Genomic DNA, 24,804 nt, shown 5'->3' on the forward strand with positions numbered 1-24,804 from the left:
TGGGGAATTAAATGCAGAGGACGCTGATCAGACTCATGTTTTTACCAGACAGCAGATGGACTGTTTCGCCCGCCATTGCCGTGGCGATTTTAGTTGCCGCCACTAGTGCCGCGTCCGCCGCCAATCTGGTGAAGACTTTTAGAGATTGGAGCCTATTCTCTCACGAAGAGGCCCAGAAGAAAATTTGTTTCGCCGCGTCACAACCCAAGGAAAGCTCACCGGTCGATTCCAAGCGGGACGCTGTGTTCTTTTACATATCCGCCTGGCCCAAGGACGGTGTGAAGTCAGAAGTCAGTATCCGACTCGGTTATCCGATCAAGAAGGGTAGCACTGTCACGGTCGATATCGGTGGTGCCAAGTTCGATCTATTTGCAAAGGATGACAAAGCGTTTGTCGCTGATCCGACGCAAGAATTGAAACTGATCGACGCGATGAAGCGCGGCACCATCATGAAAGTTGAGGCGACGTCCGAGAAGGGAACAGCGACTGCCGACAACTATTCCCTTATGGGCATTTCAAATGCGCTTCAGGGTCTTGCTTCCGAATGCCCATAAGGGGCTAACTTAGCAGCCTTGCTTGCGCCAGCACGTTGAGGCGACCTCAAATTTCAAAGCCACGGAGTTCGGACGAGTCCGCTCCGTGGCTTTTTCAATCTTAGAAATCGAAAATCTCACTTAATATGGACGACTTCTTCTTCTTGCCGTAGTGCCGGTCACGGGAGTCATAATGCCGATCGTCCCGGCGTTCCTCGCGATACCTATCGCCGTCCCTATGCCGTGGCTCCGTGACCTGCTTCACAAGCTGTTCCCCTTCGCCCGAACGTTCGATAATTTTGTCGAGCTCTCCACGGTCCAGCCACACGCCTCGGCATTTTGGGCAGTAGTCCACCTCGATGCCTTGGCGCTCTGTCATTTTGAGTTCGGTGTCATCGATCGGGCACTTCATAGGGCAACTTCTCCTTTTGATGCGTTGGTCCTATGTGGGCAGCGTTCCTCACACATCAAGTTTGTAAGAGGCGATTGAATCCAAACACCCACTCATCGCCTTTTCGCGCGCAACTGGACGTACAGTGCGCCTTCGCCTCCGTGAGAAAGCGACGCGCTCGTATAACTGACAACCAGGGATCGCATGTCGGGCTCAGACAGCCATCGAGGCACGTTTCTTTTGAGCACGCCGCGTTCTGGCGTATTCCAGTGGGTAATGTCCCGATCATCACGTTCAGAACTGCCCCCCTTACCTGTAATGACGAGTACCCAGCGCAAACCGCGTGCATGCGACCCGAGCAAGAACGCGCGCAAAGCCGAGTGGGCTTCGTGCTGCCTCATACCGTGCAAATCAATGCGTGCTTCGATCTCTGTTCGCCCTGAGCGAATACGACGCGCGGCACGCTGATCAAATTGAGCGAGGTGTGGGGTTTTAGATGGGGGCGTTGGCGAGGGACGATGTGATTTGTTGGGGTGAGGGGCTTTTTTAATCTGTGCGCGATCTAACTTGACATCTGCCGGGCTGTTCTCCGCTTGAGCAGATGCCGTGCTTGAGCGAAGTTCGACGCTCGTCCCGAAGATCACCCTCGACTTCTTCCCGCTGCGTAAGGGATCAAGACGCTCGGTCGTGTGACGCCAAAGCGCTATATCCTCTTCAGAAAGAAGCTTGTTCTTGTCGGATCGTAACCGGCGCTTTGTCATTCAAGGTGTCGCGTTCGTTTCAGACGTGCTCCTTGCGGCTCTCGGCCCGTTGGGCAGCAGTACGATAAATCGGCCCTCGTGCTTGGTCTGACCCGCCCGTTGGCCCGCTTGCAATCCTGTTCCGAAGAACAGGTCGCCGCGTTCAGGACCTTTGATGGCCGAGCCGACGTCCTGAGCGATCATGAGACGGCTAAAGCCGGTTGAAGAGTCGTCCGCATGTGTTAGCCGAGGTGCTCGGACAAAAATCGGCGTACCGATCTCATGAAACGCCGTGTCGACTGCAATGCTGCGGCCCGGACTAAGCGCAATATCGTCAACGCCGAGAGCGGCGGATTCCGAGACTGGCCCCAGCTCCTTGAAGAACACATAAGATTCGTTCTTCCACATAACATCCCGGGCGCGGATCCGATCGGCCTTCAACCAATCAATCAACGCCTGAAGTGTCATGTCCTCACTTGGGAAGAGGCCGTTGTCGATGAGAAAGCGGCCAATCGATGTGTAGTCGAAACCGTTTTTACCGGCATAGGTAAGGCGGACAGTGCTGCCATCCTCGAATCGGATCAGTCCGGATCCCTGCACCTGCATGAAAAACAGGTCGATGGGATCTTCGACATACAGCAACTCGAGACCCTGCGCCTCCAACGCGCCTTGATCGATTTCCGCGCGCGTAAAGTAGGGCTTGAGACCTTCAGCAGTCCGACGTGCGTGAGTTCGTTCACCGGCGCGGGCTCCGCGCTCCGCCTCATCAATGAGATTTACAAGGTCATCAGGACGGGCGTAGACCGGAACGAAAAATTTATCGGATCGTCGACGGGCGCCGGAGAGCTCAGGCTCATAGTAGCCCGTCAGGATTCCTGGCGCACCTTCGTAACTCAGACGGTAGGGTGTGAAGTTTTCTTCGAAGAATTGACGCGCAACATCCCCTGATACGCTCCCCTGATTTACCCGACTTAGCTCACAGGCCCGGCGGCAAGCTTTGAGCAAAGCTTCTGAAGGCTGCGGACGGCTGTTCGTTGAAGTGGCGGTGGCGCGTTCGATTACGCGGGGGGCTGATTTACAGAATGCAACGAAGGCCGCAGCATGGTCGTCGCCTGCCCAGCCTTCAAGTTCTGCAAAAGTCTCAGGTTCGAACGAAATACGCGGAGCACCCATCTGCCATTACCCTTTTTTGAAAGGGTTCTGAAGAGCGCATTCTACGATCCGTATCGCGGTCGTCTCTTGATTCACGTGAAAATTATGCCGCGTCACAAGCTTTAATTTGAAGCCTGAGTTGCGACCAATTTCCAGTTCGGGTTCGCACGTGCACGTGCTGAAGAAATGTCCCGACTGAACGTCCAGATATCGGTGACGTCCTTAACGCGCCGATCATCACCGCTGATGATCGCCCCGGCGCGATCACGAGTCGCAGAAATAAGCTGGCTCACAAACCGTACCGTAATGTTTGCCGCGCCATTACGCACTTCTGCCTCAACGATATCGGCCTTCTCAATGCCAACGAAGCTTTGGTCGACCTGTTCACCACGGCTTTCGCGATCCGCAATAGCTGCGACAAAACCATCGTATACGTCCGGATCGAGAAGATCCTTCAGCATGCGGCGATTGCCTTCAGCAAACGCTACTACGATCATTTCATAAGCTGATTTAGCGCCCTGCAAGAACTGCTGTGGGTCGAAATCGGAGTCCTGCTTCAGAATCTCTAGCAGCCCTTGCTGCAGGGACTGATCGCTATCGGGATAAGAGCTGCGGATCTTCGCCTCAACCTCGGCGACCGCGTTTCGGCCATCGCCTTCAGCAGGCTGATAGGTCTCAGCGTCTTCACGCCGCGGTAGTGTTACGACTTTATCGGAAGCGGCGGCAGCTTCGCGATGCTCAGCGCGGATTCTCTCGATGCGGTTTTCTTCATCGCCTGTGCGACGTCCGAGAACACTGCGCAACTTAAGAATCGCAACGACCGCGATAATCAGCGAAATAAGCGTGATAGGATCAATCTCGCCAAACATGTGTCTTTAGCTTTCCAGGCGGCGGTTGGGATCAAGTGACCTAGGGATATGTGGGGCTGCGCCAACGCTCTGGCTAGTCGTTCGCCGCAACCTAGCCGGCGACCCGCTTAACGCGCCGTTCAATCTGGGTTGGTATCCCTGTCAACTTAGGGCACAAAGATGGCGAAGCCAACTGCATTGACGTCAGAATTATCTGGTTTGCGGTAAAGGCTCACAAACAACATCGACCAAAACTGTTGGCCGCGGTACATGTTTTCACCTTCACGCTTCATTCTTTTGCTCATTTTCATTGCGATTCCGCTAATCGAGATCGCGGTGTTAATCAAGGTTGGGCAGCTTATCGGTGTCTTGCCGACCGTTATGATCGTGATCGGTACGGCTATTCTAGGCTTCGCTGTTTTGCGTCAACAGAGTCTCGGCGTGCTCATGCGCGCCAACGACGCACTTGCGGCAGGACGCACACCCATCGAGCCGGTTATCGACGGGGCTTTTTTGCTCATCGCGAGTTTCTTGCTGATCAGTCCTGGTCTTGTCGCAGATGCGATCGGCCTCGTGTTGCTTGTACCGTTTTTGCGGCGGCTTATCGCGCGGGCGATAATTGGAAAGATGGTGAAATCGGGCAATCTGCACGTCATGGTTTTTGGCGAGCGTCCGCCTCCGGACACAGCGGATGAGCCTGATAGCTCTCGCGCACGTTCGGGGGATGGCGTTGTCATAGAAGGCGAATTCAAGCGCCTCGACGATAACGATTCCGACCCAAAATCTAAAACGTGAGAGCGCCGCGTTTGTGCCTTAACACAAGATCGTGCATTAGGCGGTGTGTTGTGCGATTGCGGCATATGGGCAGCCTGTGTTAGCCACCTCTGCCAGCCGCTCGACGGTGCACTTCAATCTCATCGTGAATGAATCGAGACAATTATGACGGATTCCACAAACGGTAAGTCCCAGGATGCTGCACCTGCGGAACAAAAGGGGACTGCGGGCGTCCAAATTCAAGTCGCTGCCCAATACATCAAGGATCTCTCCTTCGAGAACCCAAATATTGAAAAGCTCATTGATGGGCCCGGTGAGAGCCCGAATATGCAGCTTGAGGTGAACGTCAACGCCAAGCGTGTCAGCGACGAGCTCTACGAGAGCGCCATCGACTTCAAAGCACTCGCCACCAACAAGATGGGTACCATCTACCAGTTGGAAATTGTTTACGCGGGGCTGTTTCGCCTAAAGAACATTCCGAACGAGGCCCTCGAGCCATTCTTGCTTATCAATTGCCCGACGCTGATCTTCCCGTTCCTTCGTCGAACCGTAGCTGATCTGACGCGGGAAGGTGGCTTTCCGCCGCTGTTGCTCGACCCGATCGATTTCGCAAGCCTCTTTATGCGGCGCAAGCAGGAAGCGGGTGCCAAAGAAGAAGGCGGCGCTGTGAAGGGTCATGCTTGATCTGGGGCTGACAGCCCCCTCAAGTCTCGGTCTGGCCATTGAGATAGCGGCGCCATAGCGCCGTTTCTCCCAGGCTTTCTATGAACGAGCGATGCGCCGCCACGTCGTCGGCAGTCAGCCGCGATGGTAAAGGGGCTGGACGCTTGGCGGCTACAACGGCTCCGCCGCTCGCGGCTGAAGCCGACGCGCCATTGGCATTGCTGCGGCCAAGTTGCAGATTAGCCTGCCGTTCACCAAGTAACTCGACATAGACCTCTGCCAGCAGGAGCGAGTCCATAAGCGCGCCGTGTTTCGTGCGCTTGGAGTTGTCGATGCCATAACGCTTACAGAGCGCGTCAAGATTGTGAACGCCACCTGGGTGTTTGCGACGCGACAGGGCCAACGTGTCAACTACACGGTCGTGGCTGATCCGCGGCTTCGCCAATCGCTCGAGCTCCATATTCAGGAAGCCGATGTCGAAGGTGGCGTTGTGGATGACAAGCACATCGTTGCCAATGAAGTCGATGAACTCATCGGCAACAGCAGCAAATAGGGGCTTATCGGCCAGGAACGCCGTCGATAGACCGTGCACAGCCTCTGCTTCTGCTGGAACGTCCCGCTCAGGGTTTATGAAGCAATGGAATTCGCGCCCTGTAGGTATGCGATTGAGAAGTTCGATACAGCCAATTTCGATTATGCGATCACCACGCGCGTGGTCGAGACCCGTCGTTTCGGTATCGAGAACGATTTCGCGTTGCATTGGTTGAAGTCCCCCGCAGTCCGACCTTACAGACCAGACTAACCTTCACGACCAATGGCGGTGATAAGCCTGGTGCGCGTAGGTTCGCCCCTTATCCTCACGCAACTTCTGGACAATAGCATCGACGGCCGACTGAGCGCTCTCTATTGGACCGTTCGTATCCACAACGAAATCGGCGCGTTTTCGTTTTTCCGCGTCAGGCACCTGACGGCTTAAAATCTGTTCCAGCTTTTCGATGGACATACCGGACCGATCCAATACGCGCTTTCGTTGTGTGTCGGGCTCCGCGCTTACAACAACGACAACATCGACCATGTTGTCAGCACCGGTTTCGATCAGGAGCGGAATCTCGAGGACGGCAAGTTCGGCACCAGCCTGCACCTGATCGCGCAGAAATTGTCGTTCCACCTCGCGAACCATCGGGTGGACAATATCTTCGAGCTGGCGGAACTTTTCTGGGGCCTCAAGCAAAGCGGCAGCGAGTTTCTGACGATCCACAACGCCGTTTTCCGTTGTTCCAGGGAAAGCTCTTTCTATCGATGGTGCAGCAGGACCCCGATAGAGTTCGTGCACAGCGGCATCCGCGTCGAACACGGCGACGCCGTTGTGTCGAAAACGTTCGGCGGCTGTGGACTTTCCCATTCCGATAGAGCCTGTCAGTCCGATGATCAGCATCAGGGCCCTACCAAATCCGCGATGATCCGGGCGCGCAAATCATCGGTGACTTCAGGGCGAACGCCAAACCAGCGCTCAAACCCTGGCACGGCTTGATGCAAGAGCATTCCCAACCCATCAACGGCCGTCAGCCCGTGTTCGCGCGCAGTTTTCAAAAGTCCGGTTTCCAACGGTACGTAGACGATATCGGCGACGACGCAGCTCTTTGCGGCCGACTTGAAATCGAGGCCCAGATCTCCCTCACCCTTCATACCGATTGTGGTCGTGTTGACGATCAAGCGCGCCCATGCAGGAGCATCAACGCGTGCATCCCATTCCCGGGCTTCGACGGATGATCCGAAATCGCGTGCTAGCGCCTTCGCCCGTTCCGCTGTGCGGTTAAAGACGACGATGTGGTCAACGCCCGCCTCCTGCAAGCCGTGGACGATGGCGCGCGCGGCACCACCGGCGCCGAGGATTACTGCCGGTCCAGAGCCCTTCTGCCAATCGGGCGCCGACTGCGCGAGATGAGTCATGAAGCCGTAGGTGTCGGTGTTCTCAACACACACCTGCCCATTCTCCAGCCAGACCGTATTGGCGGCCCCGACCGCATCAGCGGATGGCAGGCGCCGGTCGGCTGCCTTGTAGGCAATCTCTTTCAGTGGAACAGTGACGTTGCAGCCGGCAAAACCGTTGTCTGCCAGTCCCGACAGAAATGCTGCAGCCTCATCGAGGTGAACAGCGACCTTCGTGTACTCTCCCGAGACGCCATACTTATTTAGCCAGTAACCGTGGATTAGCGGAGACCGAGAGTGTTCTATTGGCCAACCGATGACACAGGCTCGCTTCATACGTCTGCAGCCGCGATCATCGCTGCCCTCCCCAACTGTCTTGTTGTTCCGTTTCAGCTCGTCAGGACGTCACGCTGACGGAGCTCCGCAAGAAGCGGAAGAAGTGGCAACCCGAGGATGGTGAAGTAATCGCCATCAATCTTTTCGAATAACTGGATGCCCTGGCCTTCGAGCTGATAACCGCCGACGGAGTGGCACACAGCTTCTCCCGCCTTCACGAGGTACTCCGAGAGAAACGTGGTCGAGAAGTTGCGCATCGTCATATCCGCTGTTTCGACGTGCGCCCAGGTTACTTCGCCATTCTCAGCAAGGACGACGGCCGAGTGAAGCTGGTGTGTTCGACCACGCAATTTCTTTAAACACTCGCGCGCGTCCTCCAAATCGGCTGGCTTGCTGAAGATTTCCGGTCCTAAGGCCAGGACTTGGTCTGCAGCGATAACCAAGCTGTCGGGGTTGGCAGCGGAGACAGCCTCGCCTTTGACACGCGCGAGGACATCCGCGATGTCGACGGGGTCGATTTCCGGATTGTCGCTCGTCAGGGTTTCCCTGACAGCCGTTTCATCGATATCCGCCGGGATAACCGTGAAAGCTACGCCTGCTGATTTGAGCAACGAGTAACGCGCGCGACTTCCGGACGCGAGTATGAGTTGCGATGTTTCAAGCATCGCCGGTCTCCTTCTTTGCCCAGCCGGTACGGCGGTCGTGCAATAGCTTGATGATGGTCGCGGCCGTTTCTTCAATAGAGCGGCGGGTGACATCAATCACGGGCCAGCCATGCTTGGCACAAATTCGGCGTGAATGCGCAATCTCAGCCAAGATCATATCGCGATCGACATAGTCGCCCAGGTCACGATCAGCTAGCAGCATTGCCCGGTTCCGTCTCACCTCTGAGATCCTATCAGCTTGCGCGACAAGGCAAACGACGAGAGCGGTATGCGGTTCACTTAATACCGCGGGCAGAGGAATCGAGGGCACAATCGGCACGTTTGCAGTCTTGTAGCCACGTTGGGCCAGATAAATGCTCGTCGGTGTTTTTGAGGTCCGTGAGATGCCAAGGACAATGACGTCGGCCTGATTGATATCCGCGGGCAATTGGCCGTCATCATGCGCCATCGTGAAGTTAAGGGCGTCGATCCGCCGAAAATAATCGGCATCAAGCACATGCTGACCGGCAACGGTTGGAGTTGTCGGCGCGCCAAGGTAGGATTCGAAGACCTGCATGATGGGCTGCAATACCGCCAAGCAGGGTAGTTTCAGCTTCTTGCAGTGTTCCTCAAGGATGACCCCGAGGTCCTGATTGACCACGGTGTAGAGCACGATGCCCGGGGCCTGCTCGATCTCTTGCAACGTACGCTGAAGCTGGCGCTGGGTACGAACGAGCGGATGCACGTGCTCGATCGGCCGGACCTGGGCGTACTGGACCGCAGCAGCTTTAGCGATGGTCGTCAGTGTTTCACCAGTTGCATCTGATACGAGATGCAGGTGGTAGTAGCTCGGAGTCACGTTTGCCATATGTGGAAAAGCGTTGAACAGAAATAGCGGTCCTGGCGGGCCTATCGTGGACTCCAGAATAACCGGCGTATTGTCCACGACGATACCCACAATCGATGTGGAGCTCAGCGACTTTTCGACAACGCGCCGAAATACCCACCGTCTCCCATGCCTTTCATGGATATCCCAACCCTATTCACAGGCTTTGCCTAGTGGGCGGTCAAGGATGAGTATTCTTAAATAATTGACAATCAATGAGGTTTCTTCCTCTAGTGCCCATTGGCACGTGACGTGACCAGATGTTGCGGTCAACATCGTACATGGTCGAGCTATCTTGCGCTTCTTGTGGGAAACCTGGGATATCCCCGATATCCGCATTCCTAAGAGTCAAAATAGAAACCTTCAAAAATTGATTTAGAATCTGAAGGGAGAAGCATGTCTGTTCAAACCCTGGCAGCTCGCGCCAGTTTACGACGGTTTTTGAAACCGTTCGTTGGCGAGGCGGTGTCCCCCCCTCCCATCTGGTTGATGCGTCAGGCAGGACGGTACTTGCCAGAATATCGGGCGACGCGTTCTCAAGCAGGAGGCTTTCTGGATCTTTGTTACTCGCCAAAGCTCGCTTGCGAAGTGACATTGCAGCCCATTCGCCGATATGGTTTCGATGCAGCGATTTTGTTTTCGGACATTCTCGTCGTTCCCGATGCACTCGGGCAGCAGGTTTCGTTTGTTGAAGGCGAAGGTCCGCGGCTTGATCCGATCACAGATGCGGCTGGACTGACTAAGCTTGATCCTGCGAAAACGGCTGGGAAGTTCGCGATCGTTTGGGAAACCGTTCAGAGGTTGCGTCAGGATTTGCCCTCCGAAACGGCATTGATTGGTTTTTGCGGTGCGCCGTGGACGGTGGCGACCTACATGGTCGGAGGGCGAGGCTCGGTTGACCAAGCCGCGACCCGGTCACTGGCCTATCAACAGCCAGCGTTATTCGGTGAATTGATCAATATTCTCATTGATTCATCAGTTACTTATCTGTCCGGCCAGGTGAAATCCGGGGCAGATGTTCTACAGATTTTCGACAGTTGGGCGGGGAGTCTTCCCGATGACGAGTTCCAGCGTTGGGTCGTTGTGCCGACTCAGGCTATCGTCGCCAAACTTCGTCAGTTGCACCCGGATGTTCCGATCATCGGATTTCCGCGCGGTGCTGATGTGGCCAGCGCTAACTTCGTGGAGAAAACCCAGGTGAACGGCCTTAGCTGCAACACGTCGATGCCGTTGGCGCATATGGCCCGACTTGCAGCGGAAACTAATGCGGTCGTACAGGGCAATCTGGATCCGTTGCTGCTGGTAGCCGGCGGATCGGCGCTTGAGGCACGCGTTGCGGAGACACTCTCGGTTATGCGGGGTAAACGGTTCATCTTCAACCTTGGGCATGGAATCGTGCCGCAAACGCCGCCGGAGCATGTGGCGCGTCTTGTCGAACTGGTGCGACAGGCTGCGTGATGACGGACAATTCAGCGTCAAAAGGGAACGGGGATCCCGGTATCCGAGCAGGGATTGCGTTAGGCGTAACCGTTCTGGCCACGGCTGCAGCAATGCTTCTTCTTGGTGACGCAGCTTACGATTGGGTCAAGGCCGTCCACGTGATGGCTGTGATTTCCTGGATGGCGGGGATGCTCTATTTGCCGCGTCTCTTTGTTTATCATGCAGAAACAGAGGTCGGGACACAGCAATCCGAGACCTTCAAGGTTATGGAGCGCCGATTACTAACGCTGATCATTAATCCCGCGATGATTATTACGTGGATTCTGGGGTTATGGTTGGCGTGGCAGGGTGGCTGGTATATGGCGCCTTGGTTTCACGTCAAATTTGCGCTCGTTTTTATTCTCTCAGGGGTGCACGGCTATTTGTCATCGGCTTTACGCGCGTTTGCGGAAGATCGTAACGAGCGCAGTGCCCGCCACTGGCGGATCATGAATGAGGTGCCGGCGCTGTTGATGGTCGGCATTGTCATCATGGTTATTGTCAAGCCATTTTGAGAGTGGAGATGCAGTTTGGCCCTATGCGGGGCCGTTCAAGTCTGTTATAAAAACGTGCATCCCATATTTTCAGGGCCTTCAAGGCCCGGGTATGAGTTGATCCCGTTATTCTCCATGACCCGATCAACACGCGGCGCGAACGTGGTTTGCGCGCTCCAATGACCCATCCCACCTGCCAATATAGCTCGGCTTTATTTCCTTCTCCTACCTCTCCGTTATGCCGATGCTAGTCTCGGAGTCTTTTCCCCCAATGGAACAAATGAAACTTGAGGATCTGAAGCTCAAGTCACCACCGGAACTGTTAAGTTTCGCCGAAGAAATGGGCGTTGAAAACGCCAGCACCATGCGCAAGCAGGAGCTGATGTTCGCGACGCTGAAGCAGCTTGCGGCCCAAGACATCGAGATCATGGGGACGGGGGTTGTGGAGGTTCTTCCGGATGGCTTTGGCTTCCTCCGCTCACCAGACGCGAACTATCTGCCTGGTCCCGATGACATCTATATATCTCCGTCTCAGATCCGGCGCTTTGCGCTTAGAACCGGCGATACAGTCGAAGGCCAGATCCGCAGTCCGAAGGAAGGGGAGCGCTACTTTGCTCTTCTGAAAGTTGCGAAGATCAATTTTGAAGAGCCTGAAGCGACCAAACATAAGATCCACTTCGATAACCTGACGCCTCTTTATCCAACGTCCTGGTTGAAGATGGAAATCGAAGATCCGACGATTAAGGATCTTTCGGCACGTGTGATCGATATCGTCTCGCCCCTCGGTAAGGGCCAGCGCGCTCTTATTGTAGCGCCGCCTCGTACCGGTAAGACGGTTCTGCTGCAGAACATCGCGCATTCGATCACCACCAATCATCCCGAATGCTATCTGATCGTTTTGTTGATCGACGAGCGTCCGGAAGAAGTCACGGACATGCAGCGCTCTGTGAAAGGTGAGGTTATTTCCTCGACCTTCGATGAGCCGCCGTCACGGCACGTCCAAGTCTCTGAAATGGTTATTGAAAAGGCTAAACGTCTCGTTGAGCATAAGCGGGACGTGGTGATTCTTCTGGACTCCATCACCCGCCTGGGCCGCGCCTATAACACGGTCGTTCCTTCATCGGGCAAGGTGCTGACCGGCGGCGTCGATTCTAACGCGCTGCAACGTCCGAAGCGGTTCTTCGGTGCCGCCCGTAATATCGAAGAGGGCGGATCGCTTACGATTATTGCGACAGCGCTGATCGATACCGGTTCGCGCATGGACGAAGTTATCTTCGAAGAATTCAAGGGCACAGGTAACTCGGAAATCATTCTCGACCGCAAGGTTTCCGACAAACGTGTCTTCCCTGCGATCGACGTTGCTCGCTCCGGTACGCGTAAGGAAGATCTCCTCATCGCGAAGGATCAGCTCAAAAAGGTCTACGTCCTGCGTCGTATCCTCAACCCCATGGGTACCATGGATGCGATCGAGTTCCTTATCGATAAGCTCAAGCAGACGAAGACCAATGGTGACTTCTTCAATTCTATGAACACTTGAAGTCTTCCAAGATTCACGCGACTCAGGAGTCAAGTTGTAAGGACTCCGGTTTCACGTGAAACGACTTGGTTTAGACTCTGTGTCCACAGAATTTCATCTTTCGATACTCTCCAGCGCGCTCCGTTATCCGACGGCGGCGCGCTGTTGTTTCAGAAGCCCGAGAAATTCTTCCGGATCGGTCAGGGGTGCGGAGCACTGAGGACCGATGCACGCGTAGGCCGTTGGCTGTCTGTCACGTGCGGCTTTGCCCATGACTGATGGTGACGTGGATGTTGGTTCCACATCGTTGATGATGTGCTCAAGGGCGCCAGGAAGGGAGACGCTGTGGAGGGCTTTCGCCATTGGCCCGTCCGGTGTCTCTGCCGCGATTACGACCTGCTGCGGGTTGATGACATCCAGCGCGGCAGCCAGCAGGCCGGTGTGTCCGACCAAGTTCTGATGCATGTCGGTGGAGAAGCTCTCAAGGATCATCGCGGCCTGTTCACGATAGCGATCATCACCGGTGAGCATGCTGAGGTGCATAAGGTTTGAGACCTGAATGCCGTTGGCGTTCGGCATCGCGTCGTCGGTGCCGCCGGACAGGCGTACAAGAACGTCATCAGTGTCATCCGCTGTGGTCGCATATCGGGATTCAGCGGGCAGCCAGTAGTGCTGGTGCAGTGTGTCGGTCCAGGTTTGTGCGGCCTCGAGGTATTTCGGCGCATTGGTGGCCTGGAACAGACGGAGAGCGCCCCAGACCATGTTGGCGTAGTCGCTTGCGGTCGCCGTCGCACCAAGCTTTCCGTCGCGATAAGAGTGGCGCAGCCGGCCATCCGGAGCCATCTTCGTCGAGATGAATTCGAAGGCTGTTTCAGCGGTCGTGAGCCAATCGGGACGTGCGAATACCTGCGCCGCGCGGGCGAGTGCCGCGATCATTAAGCCGTTCCAGTCCGCAAGGACCTTGTCGTCCCAACCTGGCCGGATGCGGCCGACGCGATGCGCTAATAGTTTCTCGCGCATGGCGGCAAGACGTGCCTCTTCGTCGTCGCTGAGATCGTCGAGGCGCTTGAGACGGTTGAGGATGTTGTGGCCTTCCCAGTTGCCGTCGCGCGAAACGTCGTAGGTCGCGCAGAAGACAGCGGCGTCCTCGGGGCCGACCACGGACTGAATCTCATCAGCAGACCAGACGTAAAATTTGCCTTCCTCGCCTTCGGAATCGGCGTCGAGAGAAGCAGCGAAACCGCCACCTTCCGCGATCATCTCGCGCTGGAGCCATGTGATGGTTTCTTCAATGCGCCGCTTAAACAGCGGGCGTCCCGTTTCGCGGAAGCACTCCGTCAGTTCGTCTACAAGCAACGCATTGTCGTAGAGCATCTTCTCGAAATGCGGAGCGAGCCAGCGCTCGTCTACTGAGTAGCGGGAGAACCCGCCGCCGAGATGATCGTAGATGCCGCCTTGGCAAATATGGACGAGCGTGTTTTCGACGGCCTTTGCGGCTGTCTCGTTCCCGTAGCGGATTGCGCCGCGCCAGAGCAGCCAAAAGATACTCCATTGCGGGAATTTGGGGGCACCTGTGAGACCGCCGTTCAAAGGATCAACAGCTCCCACAAGACGAGACGTCAGTTCGTTGATGAGCTGGTCTCCAACGATCATTGCCTGGCCTTGGGCTGGCGGCGCGCGTAGTGCGTTGGTTATGATGTCGGCGTTGTGCGTAACCTTCTCCGGTTCCTCGTGATAGATGCGGGAGATGTTGTGCAGTACGTCTACGAATGCAGGGCGGCCGTAGCCCCGCGTTTTTGGAAAGTATGTTCCGCCGAAGAAGGGCCGTGCATTGGTGTCCAAGAACATCGTCAGTGGCCAACCGCCCTGCTCGCCGAGATGATGAAGCGCGGACATATAGATGGCGTCGATGTCTGGACGTTCCTCGCGGTCGAGCTTGATATTCACAAACAGCTCGTTCATGACCGCAGCGGTTTCGTCATCTTCGAAGCTCTCGTGGGCCATCACATGGCACCAGTGACATGCGGCATATCCGACGGAGAGCAGGATTGGTTTTCCCGTTGCTTTGGCTTCCGCCAACGCTTCAGGTCCCCACGCCCACCAATGCACAGGGTTATCCTTGTGCTGGAGGAGGTATGGGCTGGTTTCGTCTGCCAGGCGGTTGCGGCTCATGATGGGACCTCGGAATTCTTTGGCAAATGGCGTTGTGGTCAGGCACGTTTCTTTGAGTAATCAAGCTTCATGAGCATTCACGCAACCTCAGGGCAAACGATTTACGCTCTTTCGAGTGCACCGGGTCGTGCCGGTGTCGCGGTCATTCGGGTATCCGGAGCACTTGCGGGTCATGTTGTGGAGGTGCTTACGGGAGGGCTTCCGCGGCCTCGGTACGCCGCCTTGCGACAGTTTTTTCGACCGGGAGCCGATGAGGCGATCGATGAGGGCCTCGTCTTATGGATGCCGGCGCCTGGGACGTTTACCGGTGAAGATGTCGCGGAACTTCAAGTGCATGGTGGCCGTGCTGTCGTCCAGGCAATGCTTGCGGCGATCGGGACAATCGATGGCTGCCGTTTGGCTGATCCAGGAGAATTCGCGCGCCGGGCGTTTGCGGCTGGAAAGATCGACCTCACCGAAGCAGAGGGCATCGCGGACCTGATCGATGCTGAGACGGAAGCGCAGCGGGTTCAGGCGCTCCGCCAAGCAGCCGGAGGACTGTCTGAGCTTTACGAGGGGTGGCGGGCCGATCTCATCGGGGCTTTGGCACTCGTCGAAGCTGCTATCGACTTTTCAGATGAGGCAGACGTGAGTTCCTCGTCGATGGTGCGGGCGGGCGTCGTCGTCGAGACATTGCATGCAGCCCTTGCTCAGCATCTTGATGATGGACATCGCGGAGAGATCCTTCGAGAAGGATTTAGGGTGGTGTTGGCCGGTGCACCAAACGTCGGGAAATCCAGCCTGCTTAACCGTCTTGCACGGCGCGATGCAGCTATTGTGTCCGAAGAAGCGGGAACGACCCGTGACGTGATCGAAGTCCGACTTGATCTTGACGGCTTGCCCATCATTGTCACGGATACAGCAGGTCTTCGTGACACCGCTCATGCCGTTGAGCGCGAAGGGATCCGGAGAACGCTGCTTCGGGCCGAAGAAGCCGATCTCATCGTTTGGATCGAGGATGCAAGCTTGCCTGCCGGCGAGCGGCCACCGATCTTGGCCCAGCGCGCGGCCGACACCATCATCGTCTGGAACAAGGCAGATCTCGTTGAGGGTGCAGGCGGGACGGTTGGGACAGAGGAGGCTCTCCCGATCTCGGTCAAAACGGGATGGAACGTTGATCAGCTTATTAAGAGAATTGCCGATGCTGCGCGTGTGCGTATCGCGCCAAGAGAGGAGCCGGTCGTTACGCAGGCCCGACACCGACAGCATCTCGAAGCGTGCTTACGGCATTTGGAGATGTTCAATCGGGATGAGACGGACGACCTGGCTGAGCTCCGGGCAGAGGAACTTCGCCTCGCTGCAAATGCGCTGGGGCGTATTACTGGTCGTGTTGACGTTGAGGATGTCTTGGACGCGGTCTTCGCGCGATTTTGTATCGGTAAGTGACGAGACTACTTGCGTGTGCGAGGTTTTGTTTCACGTGAATCATCCGAATTGTTCACGCAGCGATGTATCGAACGGATCTCGTTAGTATTTGCAGTAACAGAAGCCTGCTCTCGCTGTGTCTGATGGATGGGGGTAAGGTGCGGGAGCACTAACAGAACAACCGGCATTGCCGAGGAGAGTTGATGTCCACCAAGGACGACGAGACTGAATCTCCCTTTGAACTCCAATCTGCCTCACCATTTACCGTGGAAGAGCGCGATGCCGTCTATCGGGCGATCTTTACGCGTCGTGATGTGCGGGGGGAGTTCCTGCCCGATGTCGTGCCGGACGATGTTCTGAAGCGCATTCTGACTGCGGCCCACCATGCCCCTTCCGTTGGCTTTATGCAGCCGTGGAACTTCCTCGTGATCCGCGACAAGGCTGTGAAGGACCGTATCGGCGACATTTTTGCTGAGGCGAATGAAGAAGCCGCTGCCATGTTTCCATCCGAGCGGCAGAAGCATTATCGGTCGTTGAAGCTCGAAGGCATCCGGACCGCGCCGCTAAACATCTGCGTGACGTGCGACCGGCAGCGTGGCGGGCCTGTCGTACTGGGCACGACGCATATGTCAGACATGGATCTGTTCAGTACGGTGTGTGCGGTCCAGAACCTATGGTTGGCGGCGCGTGCAGAGGGGATCGGTGTCGGCTGGGTGAGCATCCTGAAAGAGGATGAGGTCAAAACAATTCTGAATATCCCGCAGAACATCCGTATCGTGGCTTATCTGTGCGTCGGGAAAGTTGAGGGTCTCTTTTCCGAGCCGGAACTCCAGGTTCGCGGATGGCAGAACCGTATGGATCTCGATAGTCTTGTCTATGAAGACAGATGGGGTGCTTCTTCATGCGCTAAGTCCGATGATCAAGCTGAGTGAGAGAAACGGATAGCTGCTTCAAACTCGTCGCTGGAAGCCGTCGGTTGTTCGATGGTTGCGTCCAAGAAAGATAATCAATGCCACCGCCGTTCAAGGTCGAGTTGATATCCCACGATCCTCGGTGGGCGCGGGATGCGGATAGAGAGTCTCAGACCTTTACGGCCGCTGCGGGTCACTGCGTTCAGATCGTCCACCATATCGGTTCGACTGCTATCCCCGGGATTCATGCCAACCACGTTCTTGATCTGATGCCGGTCGTGACAAGCTTGAGAGAGTTGGATGATCGCCAGCGAGAAATTGAAGCGTTAGGCTAGGGGAGCTCGGTCTTCTCGGCCGGCGTTACTGTACCAAATCCGACCTAGTGACCGGGCGACGGCTTGTGCAGCTCCATTGCTATGGTCAGGGATCTGCGGAGATCCCGCGGCATCTAGCTTTTCGAGATTATCTTCTAGAGCATCCTGAAATTGCGCGTGCGTATAATCAGGAGAAGTTGCGTTGCCAAGCGCTCAATCCAAATGACTCTCACGCATATGGGGACTGTAAGGCCGGGTGGGTGCGCAGGGTCGAGGCTGAGGCTCTTGCGCATGTTCGACTGGACGTGAACACCCGGCCCTGATCTTGACGCTCTCACGGATTTATCAGTGAGAGCGTTCTGCTTCTCGACCTTCAAGCCATACGGTCGAGCTTCGGAATTGTGAATGGGTCAACGTTCGGCAGGCTTAAGTGCTCTGAGTGTCTAGTCTTGCGCGCCACTCAAACTGTTTCACGTGAATCATGTAAGTCTTGTATCGGGTCATGTATTGGCCAATGTTTCACGTGAATCCATACTTAGGCAGACCCGAATATACGTAAAATTTTGACGTGCCGCCTCGCTGTTCTTATAGACTGCGGGCGCAACACCAGCTGGATTAAAACTGAATATGACACGCGTTGCAGACTTCGACGTTATTGTCGTGGGCGGCGGCCACGCCGGCTGTGAAGCCGCGGCTGCGGCTGCACGCATGGGCGCGAAGACGGCCCTGGTTACCCATAAGCGTGCGACGATCGGCGAGATGTCCTGCAATCCTGCGATTGGTGGCCTCGGCAAGGGTCATCTGGTACGGGAAATCGATGCGCTTGATGGTTTGATGGGTCGCGTGGCGGATGCTTCCGGTATTCAGTTCCGCTTGCTCAACCGCTCAAAAGGACCCGCTGTTCAGGGACCGCGGACCCAGTCGGATCGGGCGCTTTATCGCCGGGCTATGCAGTTTGCGATCGACGAAACAGAGAACCTATCGGTTGTTGAAGGTGGCGTTGAGGACCTGCTGGTCGAGAACGGCGCGGTGGCTGGTGTCGTGTTGGGCACGGGCGAGACGCTGCGCTGCGGAGCAGTGGTGTTGACGACGGGCACGTTCCTCAATGGGCTCATTCACATGGGGGCTACTAAGATTCCGGCAGGCCGCGTCGGGGATGCGCCCGCACTCAAGCTTTCGGAGCGCCTTTACGGGCTTGGGTTGCAACTTGGGCGGCTAAAGACAGGAACGCCGGCGCGTTTGGCGTCCTCTTCGATCGATTGGAGCGGGCTCGAGATGCAGGCGGCGGATGATCCGCCCGTACCGTTCTCGTTCCTGACACATGAGATCACCACACCGCAAATCCGCTGCGGGATTACGTACACCACAGCCAAAACACATGAGATTATCCGGGCGAACCTATCGCGCGCGCCGATGTATTCCGGCGATATCAAGAGTGTCGGGCCGCGTTATTGCCCGTCCATCGAAGACAAAGTCGTTCGGTTTGCCGATCGCTCGACCCACCAGGTGTTTCTGGAGCCAGAGGGTCTCGACGACGATACGGTTTATCCCAATGGAGTTTCGACGTCTCTGCCGGTTGAGGTGCAGGACGCCTTCCTGAAGACCATGCCGGGATTGGAGAAGGTCCAGATCAAACGGCCGGGATACGCGATTGAGTATGACTACGTTGACCCTCGTAGTTTGCAGGCGACCCTTGAAGTGAAGCTGCTGCCGGGATTGTTCCTGGCAGGGCAAATCAACGGGACCACGGGCTACGAAGAGGCTGGGGCGCAGGGACTTATCGCGGGCATCAATGCTGCGCGAAGGGCTGGCGGTGGCGATGGGATTACTGTCTCACGGGCGGATGGCTACCTGGGTGTGATGATTGATGATTTGGTGACACGCGGTGTGAGCGAACCCTATCGGATGTTCACGTCACGTGCGGAATTCCGCTTAAAGCTCAGGGCTGATAACGCTGACCAGCGTCTGACTCCGTTAGGTGTTGCTGTAGGATGCGTTTCCGCGTCACGTGCGGCGGTGTTCCTAGACAAGGTGGAAGCCCTTTCTGATGGGCGTGCGCTCTTGGAGCGTCTGTCGTTGACGCCCAGCGCAGCGAAGCATCATGGGTTGGAAATCAATCAGGATGGCCGCCGGCGCTCAGCGTTCGAGCTGTTATCGATGCCGGGAATTGACGTCGCGCGGTTAGGTGCGATCTGGTCCGAGATTGCCAGCTTGGATGCTGCGATTGCCGGACAGTTGGCTGTGGACGCCAAGTATCACACCTATGTGCAGCGTCAGGAGGAGGATGTTGCCAGTCTCCGGCGGGATGAGGCGGTTCGTATTCCAGACGGGTTTGATTATGACGCCGTCCCAGGGCTCTCTAATGAAGCCCGACAGAAACTGATCAAGTATAAGCCGCTGAATCTTGCTCAAGCAGGACGGATAGACGGTATGACTCCAGCTGCTTTGATGTTGTTAGCAGCTAATCTTAAAAAATATTCATCACGGAAGTCGGCATGACGCCGAATGATATGAGTTCAATAAACATCTCTGGTCCAGAAGAATTTATAGAATACTTTGATATTTCACGTGAAACACTAGAGTTACTTGATATATACGCCAATACGCTTCAACATTGGCAAAAAACGATCAACCTCGTCGCGCCGAGTACTCTGGATTCAGTTTGGCAGCGCCATTTTGCGGATTCTGCGCAATTGCTGAAGCTGGCTCCTGAGAATGTCACGTCGTGGGTTGATTTGGGGTCGGGTGCAGGTTTCCCGGGGTTGGTTATTGCCATCCTGATCCACGGTAAACGAGGAGCAGAGGCGGGTTCTGTTGTGCGACTCATAGAAAGTGATGCCCGCAAGGCCGCTTTCCTTGGGGAAATTGCCCGGAGGACCTCTGTAGCTGTGGACATCGTTCCCAGGCGAATCGAGTTATCATCGACTCAGGCTAATTTCGAGCCAGTTGAAGTCGTTACGGCTCGCGCGTTGGCGCCACTCGAGCGATTGCTCGGATTGGCGTACCGCTTTTTCAACGACGGCACGATTGGGCTGTTCCCGAAAGGCCGCGACGTGGAGCGAGAGATCGAGGCGGCTCGCAAGGACTGGCAGTTCGACGTTCGGCTGGAGCAAAGCCTCACGGATCCAGAGGGGCGCATTGCTGTGATCGAACATTTGAAGGCCAAATCGAAAGGGTAAATCCAGTGACTGGCGCTATCCCTGGAGGAACGGGTCCTCGGATTCTCGCTATCGCCAACCAAAAAGGTGGGGTGGGTAAGACCACCACGGCGATCAACCTTTCCACAGCGCTTGCCGCAATCGGCGAACGCGTTCTCGTTATCGATCTCGATTCGCAGGGGAATGCCTCGACGGGGTTAGGTATCGACGTTCAGGCGAGGATCAACACATCTTACAATGTTCTCGTTGGTGAAGCGCGCCTCACAGATGCTGCGCTGCCGACGGCTATCCCCGGTTTACGTATTGTGCCGGCGAATGCCGATCTCGTAGGGCTGGAGGCAGAGCTCATCTCAGAGTCGGATCGGCCATTCCGGCTTAAGAACGCTGTAGCGCAGATGCTGGCAAGCTTCCCGTCGCTGCCGGAAGATGAGCGTTATTCTTACGTGCTTATCGACTGTCCGCCTTCTCTTAGCGTTCTTACTTTGAACGCGATGGCAGCGGCTCATGCGGTGTTGGTGCCCGTTCAGTGCGAATTCTTCGCTCTCGAAGGCATCTCTCAGTTCAAAGCGACCATTGATCAGATCCGAGCGACACTCAATCCGGTGTTGGAGATCCAGGGCGTTGTCCTGACGATGCACGACGCCCGGACCTCCCTGTCGAAAGAGGTCGTGGAGAACGTGCGGGGCTTCTTCGGATCAAAAGTCTACGATACGCTAATCCCGCGAAATACTAGGGTTGCTGAGGCACCGTCTCATGGCAAGCCTTTGATATTATACGATTATGATTGCGCTGGCAGTCAGGCGTATATTCGCTTGGCAAGCGAAATCATCGAACGTGAGAGACACTACCGGGCCGCATGACGCGGGCCGTTGACTGTTAGATCCGAGAGGACACTGAAGGCGATGAACGCACCCGTGCACAAAAGCAGACTGGGCCGAGGCCTTGCTTCGCTGATCGGAGAGGCCGCCGCTGCGTCTTCTCCTTCGCCTGTGCCGGAGGTGACGCCGCTGAAGGCCCCTGCCGAGGGTGAGCAACGGACGCTGGGCCTTGACCAAATTCGGGCCGGGAAACTCAATCCTCGGCGTGAATTCCGTGAAGAAGAGCTCGCCGAACTTGCGAACTCTATCCGGGCAAAGGGTCTCGTGCAGCCGATCCTGGTGCGTCCTGATCCTATGGCTCCGGGCCGTTATGAGATCGTGGCAGGCGAGCGCCGCTGGCGCGCGTCACAGCTGGCCGGTCTGCATCGCGTACCGGTCATCATTCGGGAGCTGAGCGATAAAGAAGTCCTGGAGCTCGCGCTTATTGAGAACGTACAGCGCGCGGATCTCAATGCGATCGAAGAAGCGATGGGCTATCGGGAGCTGACGGAGCGGTACAATTACTCGCAGGAGCAACTCTCAGACATCATCGGCAAGAGCCGCAGTCATGTTGCAAATACCTTGCGGTTGCTTCGTTTGCCGGAAAGCGTTCAGGCGCTGGTGCAACTCGGAAAGCTTACAGCTGGCCATGCCCGTGCGCTCATCGGACGGAACGATGCGGAGCGTCTTGCGGAGCGGATCATCGCGGATGATTTGAACGTCCGCGCAGTCGAAGCGCTTGTGCAGGGCACTCCTGACAACGCACAGCAGTCTTCACAGCGAAAGGTCCGCGAAAAGGATCCGGATACGCGTGCTTTTGAGAAGGAACTTACGGACTCATTAGGTCTTAAGGTGGAAATCAAGCGCGGGTCCGGTGAGAGCGGTAACCTTGTGATCAAGTACGGAAATTTTGATCAACTCGAGTATATCCGTATGCGACTTGCGAGTATGAACGGCTAAAGCTGGTCTTGGCAGCACGCCATAACAAGATTAAACGTCTTCGTTGCAACTGCCGACAGGGTTCAGAAGGGCCTGATGGCGGCTGTTCGATGCAGTCGGCGTCGACAGCTTAAACGTGGCTCTGTCAGCTGGTCCAAGCTGAGTGAAACCGGAATTGGCAATGAATGACGATGTTCTGTTGCGGCTTGCCGCTACGATTCGACAACGGCGGACGGCAAGCGCGGATAAATCATATACTCGGCAGTTGCTGGACGAGGGGTCGCCGCGCTGTGCTAAGAAATTCGGCGAGGAAGCGGTCGAAACCGTGATCGCGGCCTTGGGCGAAAGTGATGCCGCGCTAAGATCCGAAGCAGCAGACGTAATCTATCATCTCCTGGTGCTCCTCGAGAGCCGATCGGTGGCGATCGCGGACGTCTTGGCGGTCCTAGAGGGCCGTATGGGAATGTCTGGCGTCGAAGAAAAGGCGCGCCGTAAAGGCAATTGATTTCAGGCCGCCAAACGTCTCCGAGTAGCAAGCCGATGCCGTATACAGATGTGCAGTTTTCGCCTTACCTGACTTTTACCAGGGATGATTGGGCAAGACTGCGCGCGGATACGCCGATGACTTTGGCGCCGCATGAGGTTACGCAGCTTTCGGGTCTCATCGAAGAACTGTCGATGGACGAGGTGGAAGAGATTTATCTTCCGTTGTCGCGCCTGCTGAATCTGTATGTCGCCGCCCAGCAGGAACTGGATTCCGTCACGACCACGTTCTTGGGCCGGCAGGCCTCACGGGTTCCCTTTATTATCGGGGTCGGCGGTTCTGTTGCTATCGGCAAAAGCACTACGGCGCGTGTGTTGAAGGCGTTGCTTGCGCGCTGGCCTCACCATCCGCGCGTCGATCTTGTCACGACGGACGGCTTTCTGAAAACCAATGCCGAGCTGGAGCGGCTAGGTCTGATGGACCGAAAGGGTTTTCCAGAAAGCTTCGATCTGCCGCTGCTCCTTAACTTTTTGGCTGAAGTGAAGTCTGGCGTGGCCCATGTGGAGGCGCCGGTTTATTCGCACTTTCACTATGATATTTTGCCCGGGCAGAACATCATCGTCGATCGCCCGGATATCCTGATCGTTGAAGGATTGAATGTTCTGCAGCCCGCTGTGTTGCCTAAGAACGGATCTGCAATTCCGTTCGTTTCGGACTTCTTTGACTTCTCGATTTATCTCGATGCTGACGTTGATGTGATTCAGCATTGGTATGTGAAACGTTTTATGCGGCTTCGTGCGACCGCGTTTCGCGATCCTGGTGCTTATTTTCACCGTTACGCGCAGTTGAGTCAGGAAGAGGCTAAAGAACGGGCCCTCATGATCTGGCGAAACATCAACCTGAAAAACCTGGAAGAGAACATTTTGCCAACGCGCCCGCGGGCGCGATTAATTTTGCGAAAGGCTGCAGACCATCGGATTGAAACGGTGGCTCTCAGGAAGCTCTGACCCATAAAAGAAAATAGGCCGCCTTGGGGGACGGCCTAAGTTTCGAGAGAAGGGACTGAGGATCGAATATCATCACAGCGATGATTATTCGATACTGGTTACAGATGGCTTAGCTTTCGCCTCCACCATCAAAGACCGTCGTACGCCTGTGAACTGAAACGCATCGCGGCGGTCTGACTTGGATGAGCATGAGAGTATGTCCGTAATTAAATGCTCAGCCGGAAATAAGCGCATTCCGTTGCCGTAGGGACTGTCCTTCAACAAGGGGTGCAAGAGTATTCGCTAGTGCTTCCATATATGCTGCCTGATAGCGCAACGCGGCACGTGCATACGGGCTATGCAGGATGAAAGTTGTGACAGCGGCTTGGGCCGCCAAGGTTTTTGATAGCATCTGAAGATAACCAGCGAATCCATTGAATGGCAATGGAGATTTCATCGGAACCCAGAAATCTACGTTCTGTGTCAGGCTCTGATTTCCAATCCGATTTGTGGTTTTGTTTTCGATGTGAATCGAATGGATTTCCGGAGAGCTGGATTTTTTTTAGAGCCGGTCGCTGAAAGCGACTGCTTTTCACTACCCTGTTTCTGTGTGGGCTTATCGTGTGCCAATCGTGCGTCGGTTCTTTCTGCTACTGCAGGTGCGGCCGCCGTTTGGCTATTCGCGATATTTAACTCAGCGTTCTGTTGAGCCAGAAACACTTTAAACTTATCGCGAAGACGCCGAATTACGGATGGCTCCGTAACCCCAATTCGGCGAATTGCAGTTGTCGGTTTCAGTTCAGGATCCGCAGCAATTAGTGCGGCGATCTGGATTAGAGGCGCGCGATCGTCGATACCAGTCCCCTTCGGTCGACCGCGTCGGGTCTTTGTCGTGGACATAGATAGACCTTTTTGAGTGCAGTGTTTCGATTCGGTTTATCGGATCGTCACGTAAAATCTAATTCGGACCAAGGAAAATAAATCGTTAAATAAAAAAAACGCATTTAACGCATCTACAATTGTGACCAAATAGCATCCGAAATTGATAGGCCTCTGAAACTCTGGCGAAAATCTATATGCAACTTCGGTTCGTGATTGTTGAGCAGATCCCGCCCGGGGGACGGAAGACACATAGCGAGCACGCCAAGCTAGGTCCATTTATCCTTATACGTTTTATTTTTGCCGATATATTGT

The 24,804-nt window shown here is 55.6% G+C and carries 26 protein-coding genes; 16 read left to right on the forward strand and 10 right to left on the reverse strand.

What is annotated here, in order from left to right; all coding sequences use genetic code 11:
* The first annotated feature begins 35 nt into the window (after window positions 1-35).
* A complete protein-coding gene (locus tag BLS30_RS05400; RefSeq protein WP_090227065.1) occupies window positions 36-554 on the forward strand; it encodes an invasion associated locus B family protein in 519 nt (172 codons plus the stop codon).
* Between the two features lie 100 nt (window positions 555-654).
* Here the strand turns inward: BLS30_RS05400 and BLS30_RS05405 are convergent, their stop codons facing one another.
* From BLS30_RS05405 to BLS30_RS05420, 4 genes are all read right to left on the reverse strand, one after another.
* Window positions 655-945, reverse strand: coding sequence for a TFIIB-type zinc ribbon-containing protein (locus BLS30_RS05405; protein WP_090227067.1), 291 nt, complete (start codon window positions 943-945; stop codon window positions 655-657).
* A gap of 92 nt (window positions 946-1,037) precedes the next feature.
* A complete protein-coding gene (locus BLS30_RS05410; RefSeq protein ID WP_090227070.1) occupies window positions 1,038-1,685 on the reverse strand; it encodes a Smr/MutS family protein in 648 nt (215 codons plus the stop codon).
* Window positions 1,686-2,837 (reverse strand): murein transglycosylase A, encoded by a 1,152-nt coding sequence (gene mltA, locus BLS30_RS05415; RefSeq protein ID WP_090227072.1) that lies wholly within the window; start codon window positions 2,835-2,837, stop codon window positions 1,686-1,688.
* A gap of 101 nt (window positions 2,838-2,938) precedes the next feature.
* Window positions 2,939-3,685: a Tim44/TimA family putative adaptor protein gene (locus tag BLS30_RS05420; RefSeq protein WP_046477150.1), complete on the reverse strand. Its 747-nt coding sequence runs from the start codon at window positions 3,683-3,685 to the stop codon at window positions 2,939-2,941.
* Between the two features lie 249 nt (window positions 3,686-3,934).
* On the opposite strand from BLS30_RS05420, the gene BLS30_RS05425 reads away from it, so the two are divergent.
* Window positions 3,935-4,459, forward strand: coding sequence for an FxsA family protein (locus BLS30_RS05425; protein ID WP_046477148.1), 525 nt, complete (start codon window positions 3,935-3,937; stop codon window positions 4,457-4,459).
* 144 nt (window positions 4,460-4,603) lie between these two features.
* Entirely contained in the window at window positions 4,604-5,122 is a 519-nt protein-coding gene (gene secB / locus BLS30_RS05430) for a protein-export chaperone SecB (protein ID WP_052743710.1), read from the forward strand.
* Window positions 5,123-5,141: 19 nt separating this feature from the next.
* On the opposite strand, the gene dnaQ is transcribed toward secB, so the two are convergent.
* Genes dnaQ through BLS30_RS05455 form a run of 5 tightly spaced genes read right to left on the reverse strand, consistent with a single transcriptional unit; the run spans window position 5,142 to window position 8,878 of the window.
* Window positions 5,142-5,861: a DNA polymerase III subunit epsilon gene (gene dnaQ / locus BLS30_RS05435; protein WP_090227074.1), complete on the reverse strand. Its 720-nt coding sequence runs from the start codon at window positions 5,859-5,861 to the stop codon at window positions 5,142-5,144.
* A gap of 45 nt (window positions 5,862-5,906) precedes the next feature.
* Window positions 5,907-6,536, reverse strand: coding sequence for a dephospho-CoA kinase (coaE, locus tag BLS30_RS05440; protein WP_090227077.1), 630 nt, complete (start codon window positions 6,534-6,536; stop codon window positions 5,907-5,909).
* Window positions 6,536-7,366 (reverse strand): shikimate dehydrogenase, encoded by an 831-nt coding sequence (locus BLS30_RS05445; protein WP_090227079.1) that lies wholly within the window; start codon window positions 7,364-7,366, stop codon window positions 6,536-6,538. Before BLS30_RS05445 ends, coaE begins: the two co-directional genes overlap by 1 nt.
* 53 nt (window positions 7,367-7,419) lie before the next feature.
* On the reverse strand, window positions 7,420-8,031 hold the full coding sequence (locus tag BLS30_RS05450) for a Maf family nucleotide pyrophosphatase (RefSeq protein ID WP_046477138.1): 612 nt from the start codon (window positions 8,029-8,031) through the stop codon (window positions 7,420-7,422).
* Window positions 8,024-8,878, reverse strand: coding sequence for a pyruvate, water dikinase regulatory protein (locus BLS30_RS05455; protein WP_046479983.1), 855 nt, complete (start codon window positions 8,876-8,878; stop codon window positions 8,024-8,026). Before BLS30_RS05455 ends, BLS30_RS05450 begins: the two co-directional genes overlap by 8 nt.
* A 414-nt stretch (window positions 8,879-9,292) precedes the next feature.
* Between BLS30_RS05455 and hemE the strand changes: the two genes are divergently transcribed.
* The 3 genes from hemE (at window position 9,293) to rho (ending at window position 12,406) form a co-directional block, all read left to right on the forward strand.
* Window positions 9,293-10,354, forward strand: a complete 1,062-nt coding sequence (hemE, locus tag BLS30_RS05460; protein ID WP_046477135.1) for a uroporphyrinogen decarboxylase — start codon at window positions 9,293-9,295, stop codon at window positions 10,352-10,354.
* A complete protein-coding gene (gene hemJ, locus BLS30_RS05465) occupies window positions 10,354-10,890 on the forward strand; it encodes a protoporphyrinogen oxidase HemJ (RefSeq protein ID WP_090227082.1) in 537 nt (178 codons plus the stop codon). The genes hemE and hemJ overlap by 1 nt, the downstream gene beginning before the upstream one ends.
* A 250-nt stretch (window positions 10,891-11,140) precedes the next feature.
* On the forward strand, window positions 11,141-12,406 hold the full coding sequence (rho, locus tag BLS30_RS05470; RefSeq protein WP_046477132.1) for a transcription termination factor Rho: 1,266 nt from the start codon (window positions 11,141-11,143) through the stop codon (window positions 12,404-12,406).
* Between the two features lie 123 nt (window positions 12,407-12,529).
* Here the strand turns inward: rho and BLS30_RS05475 are convergent, their stop codons facing one another.
* Window positions 12,530-14,557 (reverse strand): thioredoxin domain-containing protein, encoded by a 2,028-nt coding sequence (locus BLS30_RS05475; protein WP_090227084.1) that lies wholly within the window; start codon window positions 14,555-14,557, stop codon window positions 12,530-12,532.
* Between the two features lie 69 nt (window positions 14,558-14,626).
* On the opposite strand from BLS30_RS05475, the gene mnmE reads away from it, so the two are divergent.
* From mnmE to coaA, 10 genes are all read left to right on the forward strand, one after another.
* On the forward strand, window positions 14,627-15,982 hold the full coding sequence (gene mnmE, locus BLS30_RS05480; protein WP_090227086.1) for a tRNA uridine-5-carboxymethylaminomethyl(34) synthesis GTPase MnmE: 1,356 nt from the start codon (window positions 14,627-14,629) through the stop codon (window positions 15,980-15,982).
* A 182-nt stretch (window positions 15,983-16,164) separates the two neighbouring features.
* Window positions 16,165-16,893, forward strand: coding sequence for a 5,6-dimethylbenzimidazole synthase (gene bluB / locus BLS30_RS05485; protein WP_090227089.1), 729 nt, complete (start codon window positions 16,165-16,167; stop codon window positions 16,891-16,893).
* Between the two features lie 77 nt (window positions 16,894-16,970).
* Entirely contained in the window at window positions 16,971-17,207 is a 237-nt protein-coding gene (locus BLS30_RS18400) for a GrpB family protein (protein WP_280140610.1), read from the forward strand.
* A 47-nt stretch (window positions 17,208-17,254) separates the two neighbouring features.
* Window positions 17,255-17,509 carry a GrpB family protein gene (locus tag BLS30_RS18405; protein WP_280140611.1) on the forward strand — a complete coding sequence of 85 codons (255 nt, stop codon included), beginning with the start codon at window positions 17,255-17,257 and terminating at the stop codon, window positions 17,507-17,509.
* A gap of 304 nt (window positions 17,510-17,813) precedes the next feature.
* The gene (gene mnmG / locus BLS30_RS05495; RefSeq protein WP_046477123.1) at window positions 17,814-19,685 is read left to right on the forward strand and encodes a tRNA uridine-5-carboxymethylaminomethyl(34) synthesis enzyme MnmG; all 1,872 of its coding nucleotides are present in this window, start codon (window positions 17,814-17,816) and stop codon (window positions 19,683-19,685) included.
* Window positions 19,682-20,365, forward strand: a complete 684-nt coding sequence (rsmG, locus tag BLS30_RS05500) for a 16S rRNA (guanine(527)-N(7))-methyltransferase RsmG (RefSeq protein ID WP_244512364.1) — start codon at window positions 19,682-19,684, stop codon at window positions 20,363-20,365. The genes mnmG and rsmG overlap by 4 nt, the downstream gene beginning before the upstream one ends.
* 5 nt (window positions 20,366-20,370) lie before the next feature.
* Window positions 20,371-21,204 (forward strand): ParA family protein, encoded by an 834-nt coding sequence (locus BLS30_RS05505; RefSeq protein ID WP_046477121.1) that lies wholly within the window; start codon window positions 20,371-20,373, stop codon window positions 21,202-21,204.
* 42 nt (window positions 21,205-21,246) lie between these two features.
* Complete coding sequence (locus tag BLS30_RS05510; RefSeq protein WP_046477118.1) at window positions 21,247-22,161, forward strand: ParB/RepB/Spo0J family partition protein; 915 nt, start codon at window positions 21,247-21,249, stop codon at window positions 22,159-22,161.
* A gap of 160 nt (window positions 22,162-22,321) precedes the next feature.
* Complete coding sequence (locus BLS30_RS05515; RefSeq protein WP_046477115.1) at window positions 22,322-22,645, forward strand: phosphoribosyl-ATP diphosphatase; 324 nt, start codon at window positions 22,322-22,324, stop codon at window positions 22,643-22,645.
* A 35-nt stretch (window positions 22,646-22,680) separates the two neighbouring features.
* Window positions 22,681-23,631, forward strand: a complete 951-nt coding sequence (gene coaA, locus BLS30_RS05520; RefSeq protein ID WP_046477112.1) for a type I pantothenate kinase — start codon at window positions 22,681-22,683, stop codon at window positions 23,629-23,631.
* The last annotated feature ends 1,173 nt before the right edge of the window (window positions 23,632-24,804 follow it).

The sequence above is a fragment of the Filomicrobium insigne genome, from assembly GCF_900104305.1.
GTDB lineage: Bacteria > Pseudomonadota > Alphaproteobacteria > Rhizobiales > Hyphomicrobiaceae > Filomicrobium > Filomicrobium insigne.

Bases quoted from the DNA above. Each gene is read 5' to 3' on its own strand.
- BLS30_RS05400 (WP_090227065.1), top strand. From the start codon at position 36: ATGTTTTTACCAGACAGCAGATGGACTGTTTCGCCCGCCATTGCCGTG.
- BLS30_RS05425 (WP_046477148.1), top strand. From the start codon at position 3,935: ATGTTTTCACCTTCACGCTTCATTCTTTTGCTCATTTTCATTGCGATT.
- mltA (WP_090227072.1), bottom strand. From the start codon at position 2,837: ATGGGTGCTCCGCGTATTTCGTTCGAACCTGAGACTTTTGCAGAACTT.
- BLS30_RS05420 (WP_046477150.1), bottom strand. From the start codon at position 3,685: ATGTTTGGCGAGATTGATCCTATCACGCTTATTTCGCTGATTATCGCG.
- secB (WP_052743710.1), top strand. From the start codon at position 4,604: ATGACGGATTCCACAAACGGTAAGTCCCAGGATGCTGCACCTGCGGAA.
- coaE (WP_090227077.1), bottom strand. From the start codon at position 6,536: ATGCTGATCATCGGACTGACAGGCTCTATCGGAATGGGAAAGTCCACA.
- mnmG (WP_046477123.1), top strand. From the start codon at position 17,814: ATGACACGCGTTGCAGACTTCGACGTTATTGTCGTGGGCGGCGGCCAC.
- BLS30_RS05510 (WP_046477118.1), top strand. From the start codon at position 21,247: ATGAACGCACCCGTGCACAAAAGCAGACTGGGCCGAGGCCTTGCTTCG.
- mnmE (WP_090227086.1), top strand. From the start codon at position 14,627: ATGAGCATTCACGCAACCTCAGGGCAAACGATTTACGCTCTTTCGAGT.
- hemJ (WP_090227082.1), top strand. From the start codon at position 10,354: ATGACGGACAATTCAGCGTCAAAAGGGAACGGGGATCCCGGTATCCGA.
- BLS30_RS18400 (WP_280140610.1), top strand. From the start codon at position 16,971: ATGCCACCGCCGTTCAAGGTCGAGTTGATATCCCACGATCCTCGGTGG.
- coaA (WP_046477112.1), top strand. From the start codon at position 22,681: ATGCCGTATACAGATGTGCAGTTTTCGCCTTACCTGACTTTTACCAGG.
- rsmG (WP_244512364.1), top strand. From the start codon at position 19,682: ATGACGCCGAATGATATGAGTTCAATAAACATCTCTGGTCCAGAAGAA.
- rho (WP_046477132.1), top strand. From the start codon at position 11,141: ATGGAACAAATGAAACTTGAGGATCTGAAGCTCAAGTCACCACCGGAA.
- dnaQ (WP_090227074.1), bottom strand. From the start codon at position 5,861: ATGCAACGCGAAATCGTTCTCGATACCGAAACGACGGGTCTCGACCAC.
- BLS30_RS05405 (WP_090227067.1), bottom strand. From the start codon at position 945: ATGAAGTGCCCGATCGATGACACCGAACTCAAAATGACAGAGCGCCAA.
- BLS30_RS05450 (WP_046477138.1), bottom strand. From the start codon at position 8,031: ATGCTTGAAACATCGCAACTCATACTCGCGTCCGGAAGTCGCGCGCGT.
- BLS30_RS05410 (WP_090227070.1), bottom strand. From the start codon at position 1,685: ATGACAAAGCGCCGGTTACGATCCGACAAGAACAAGCTTCTTTCTGAA.
- hemE (WP_046477135.1), top strand. From the start codon at position 9,293: ATGTCTGTTCAAACCCTGGCAGCTCGCGCCAGTTTACGACGGTTTTTG.
- BLS30_RS05445 (WP_090227079.1), bottom strand. From the start codon at position 7,366: ATGAAGCGAGCCTGTGTCATCGGTTGGCCAATAGAACACTCTCGGTCT.
- BLS30_RS05455 (WP_046479983.1), bottom strand. From the start codon at position 8,878: ATGGCAAACGTGACTCCGAGCTACTACCACCTGCATCTCGTATCAGAT.
- BLS30_RS05475 (WP_090227084.1), bottom strand. From the start codon at position 14,557: ATGAGCCGCAACCGCCTGGCAGACGAAACCAGCCCATACCTCCTCCAG.
- bluB (WP_090227089.1), top strand. From the start codon at position 16,165: ATGTCCACCAAGGACGACGAGACTGAATCTCCCTTTGAACTCCAATCT.
- BLS30_RS05515 (WP_046477115.1), top strand. From the start codon at position 22,322: ATGAATGACGATGTTCTGTTGCGGCTTGCCGCTACGATTCGACAACGG.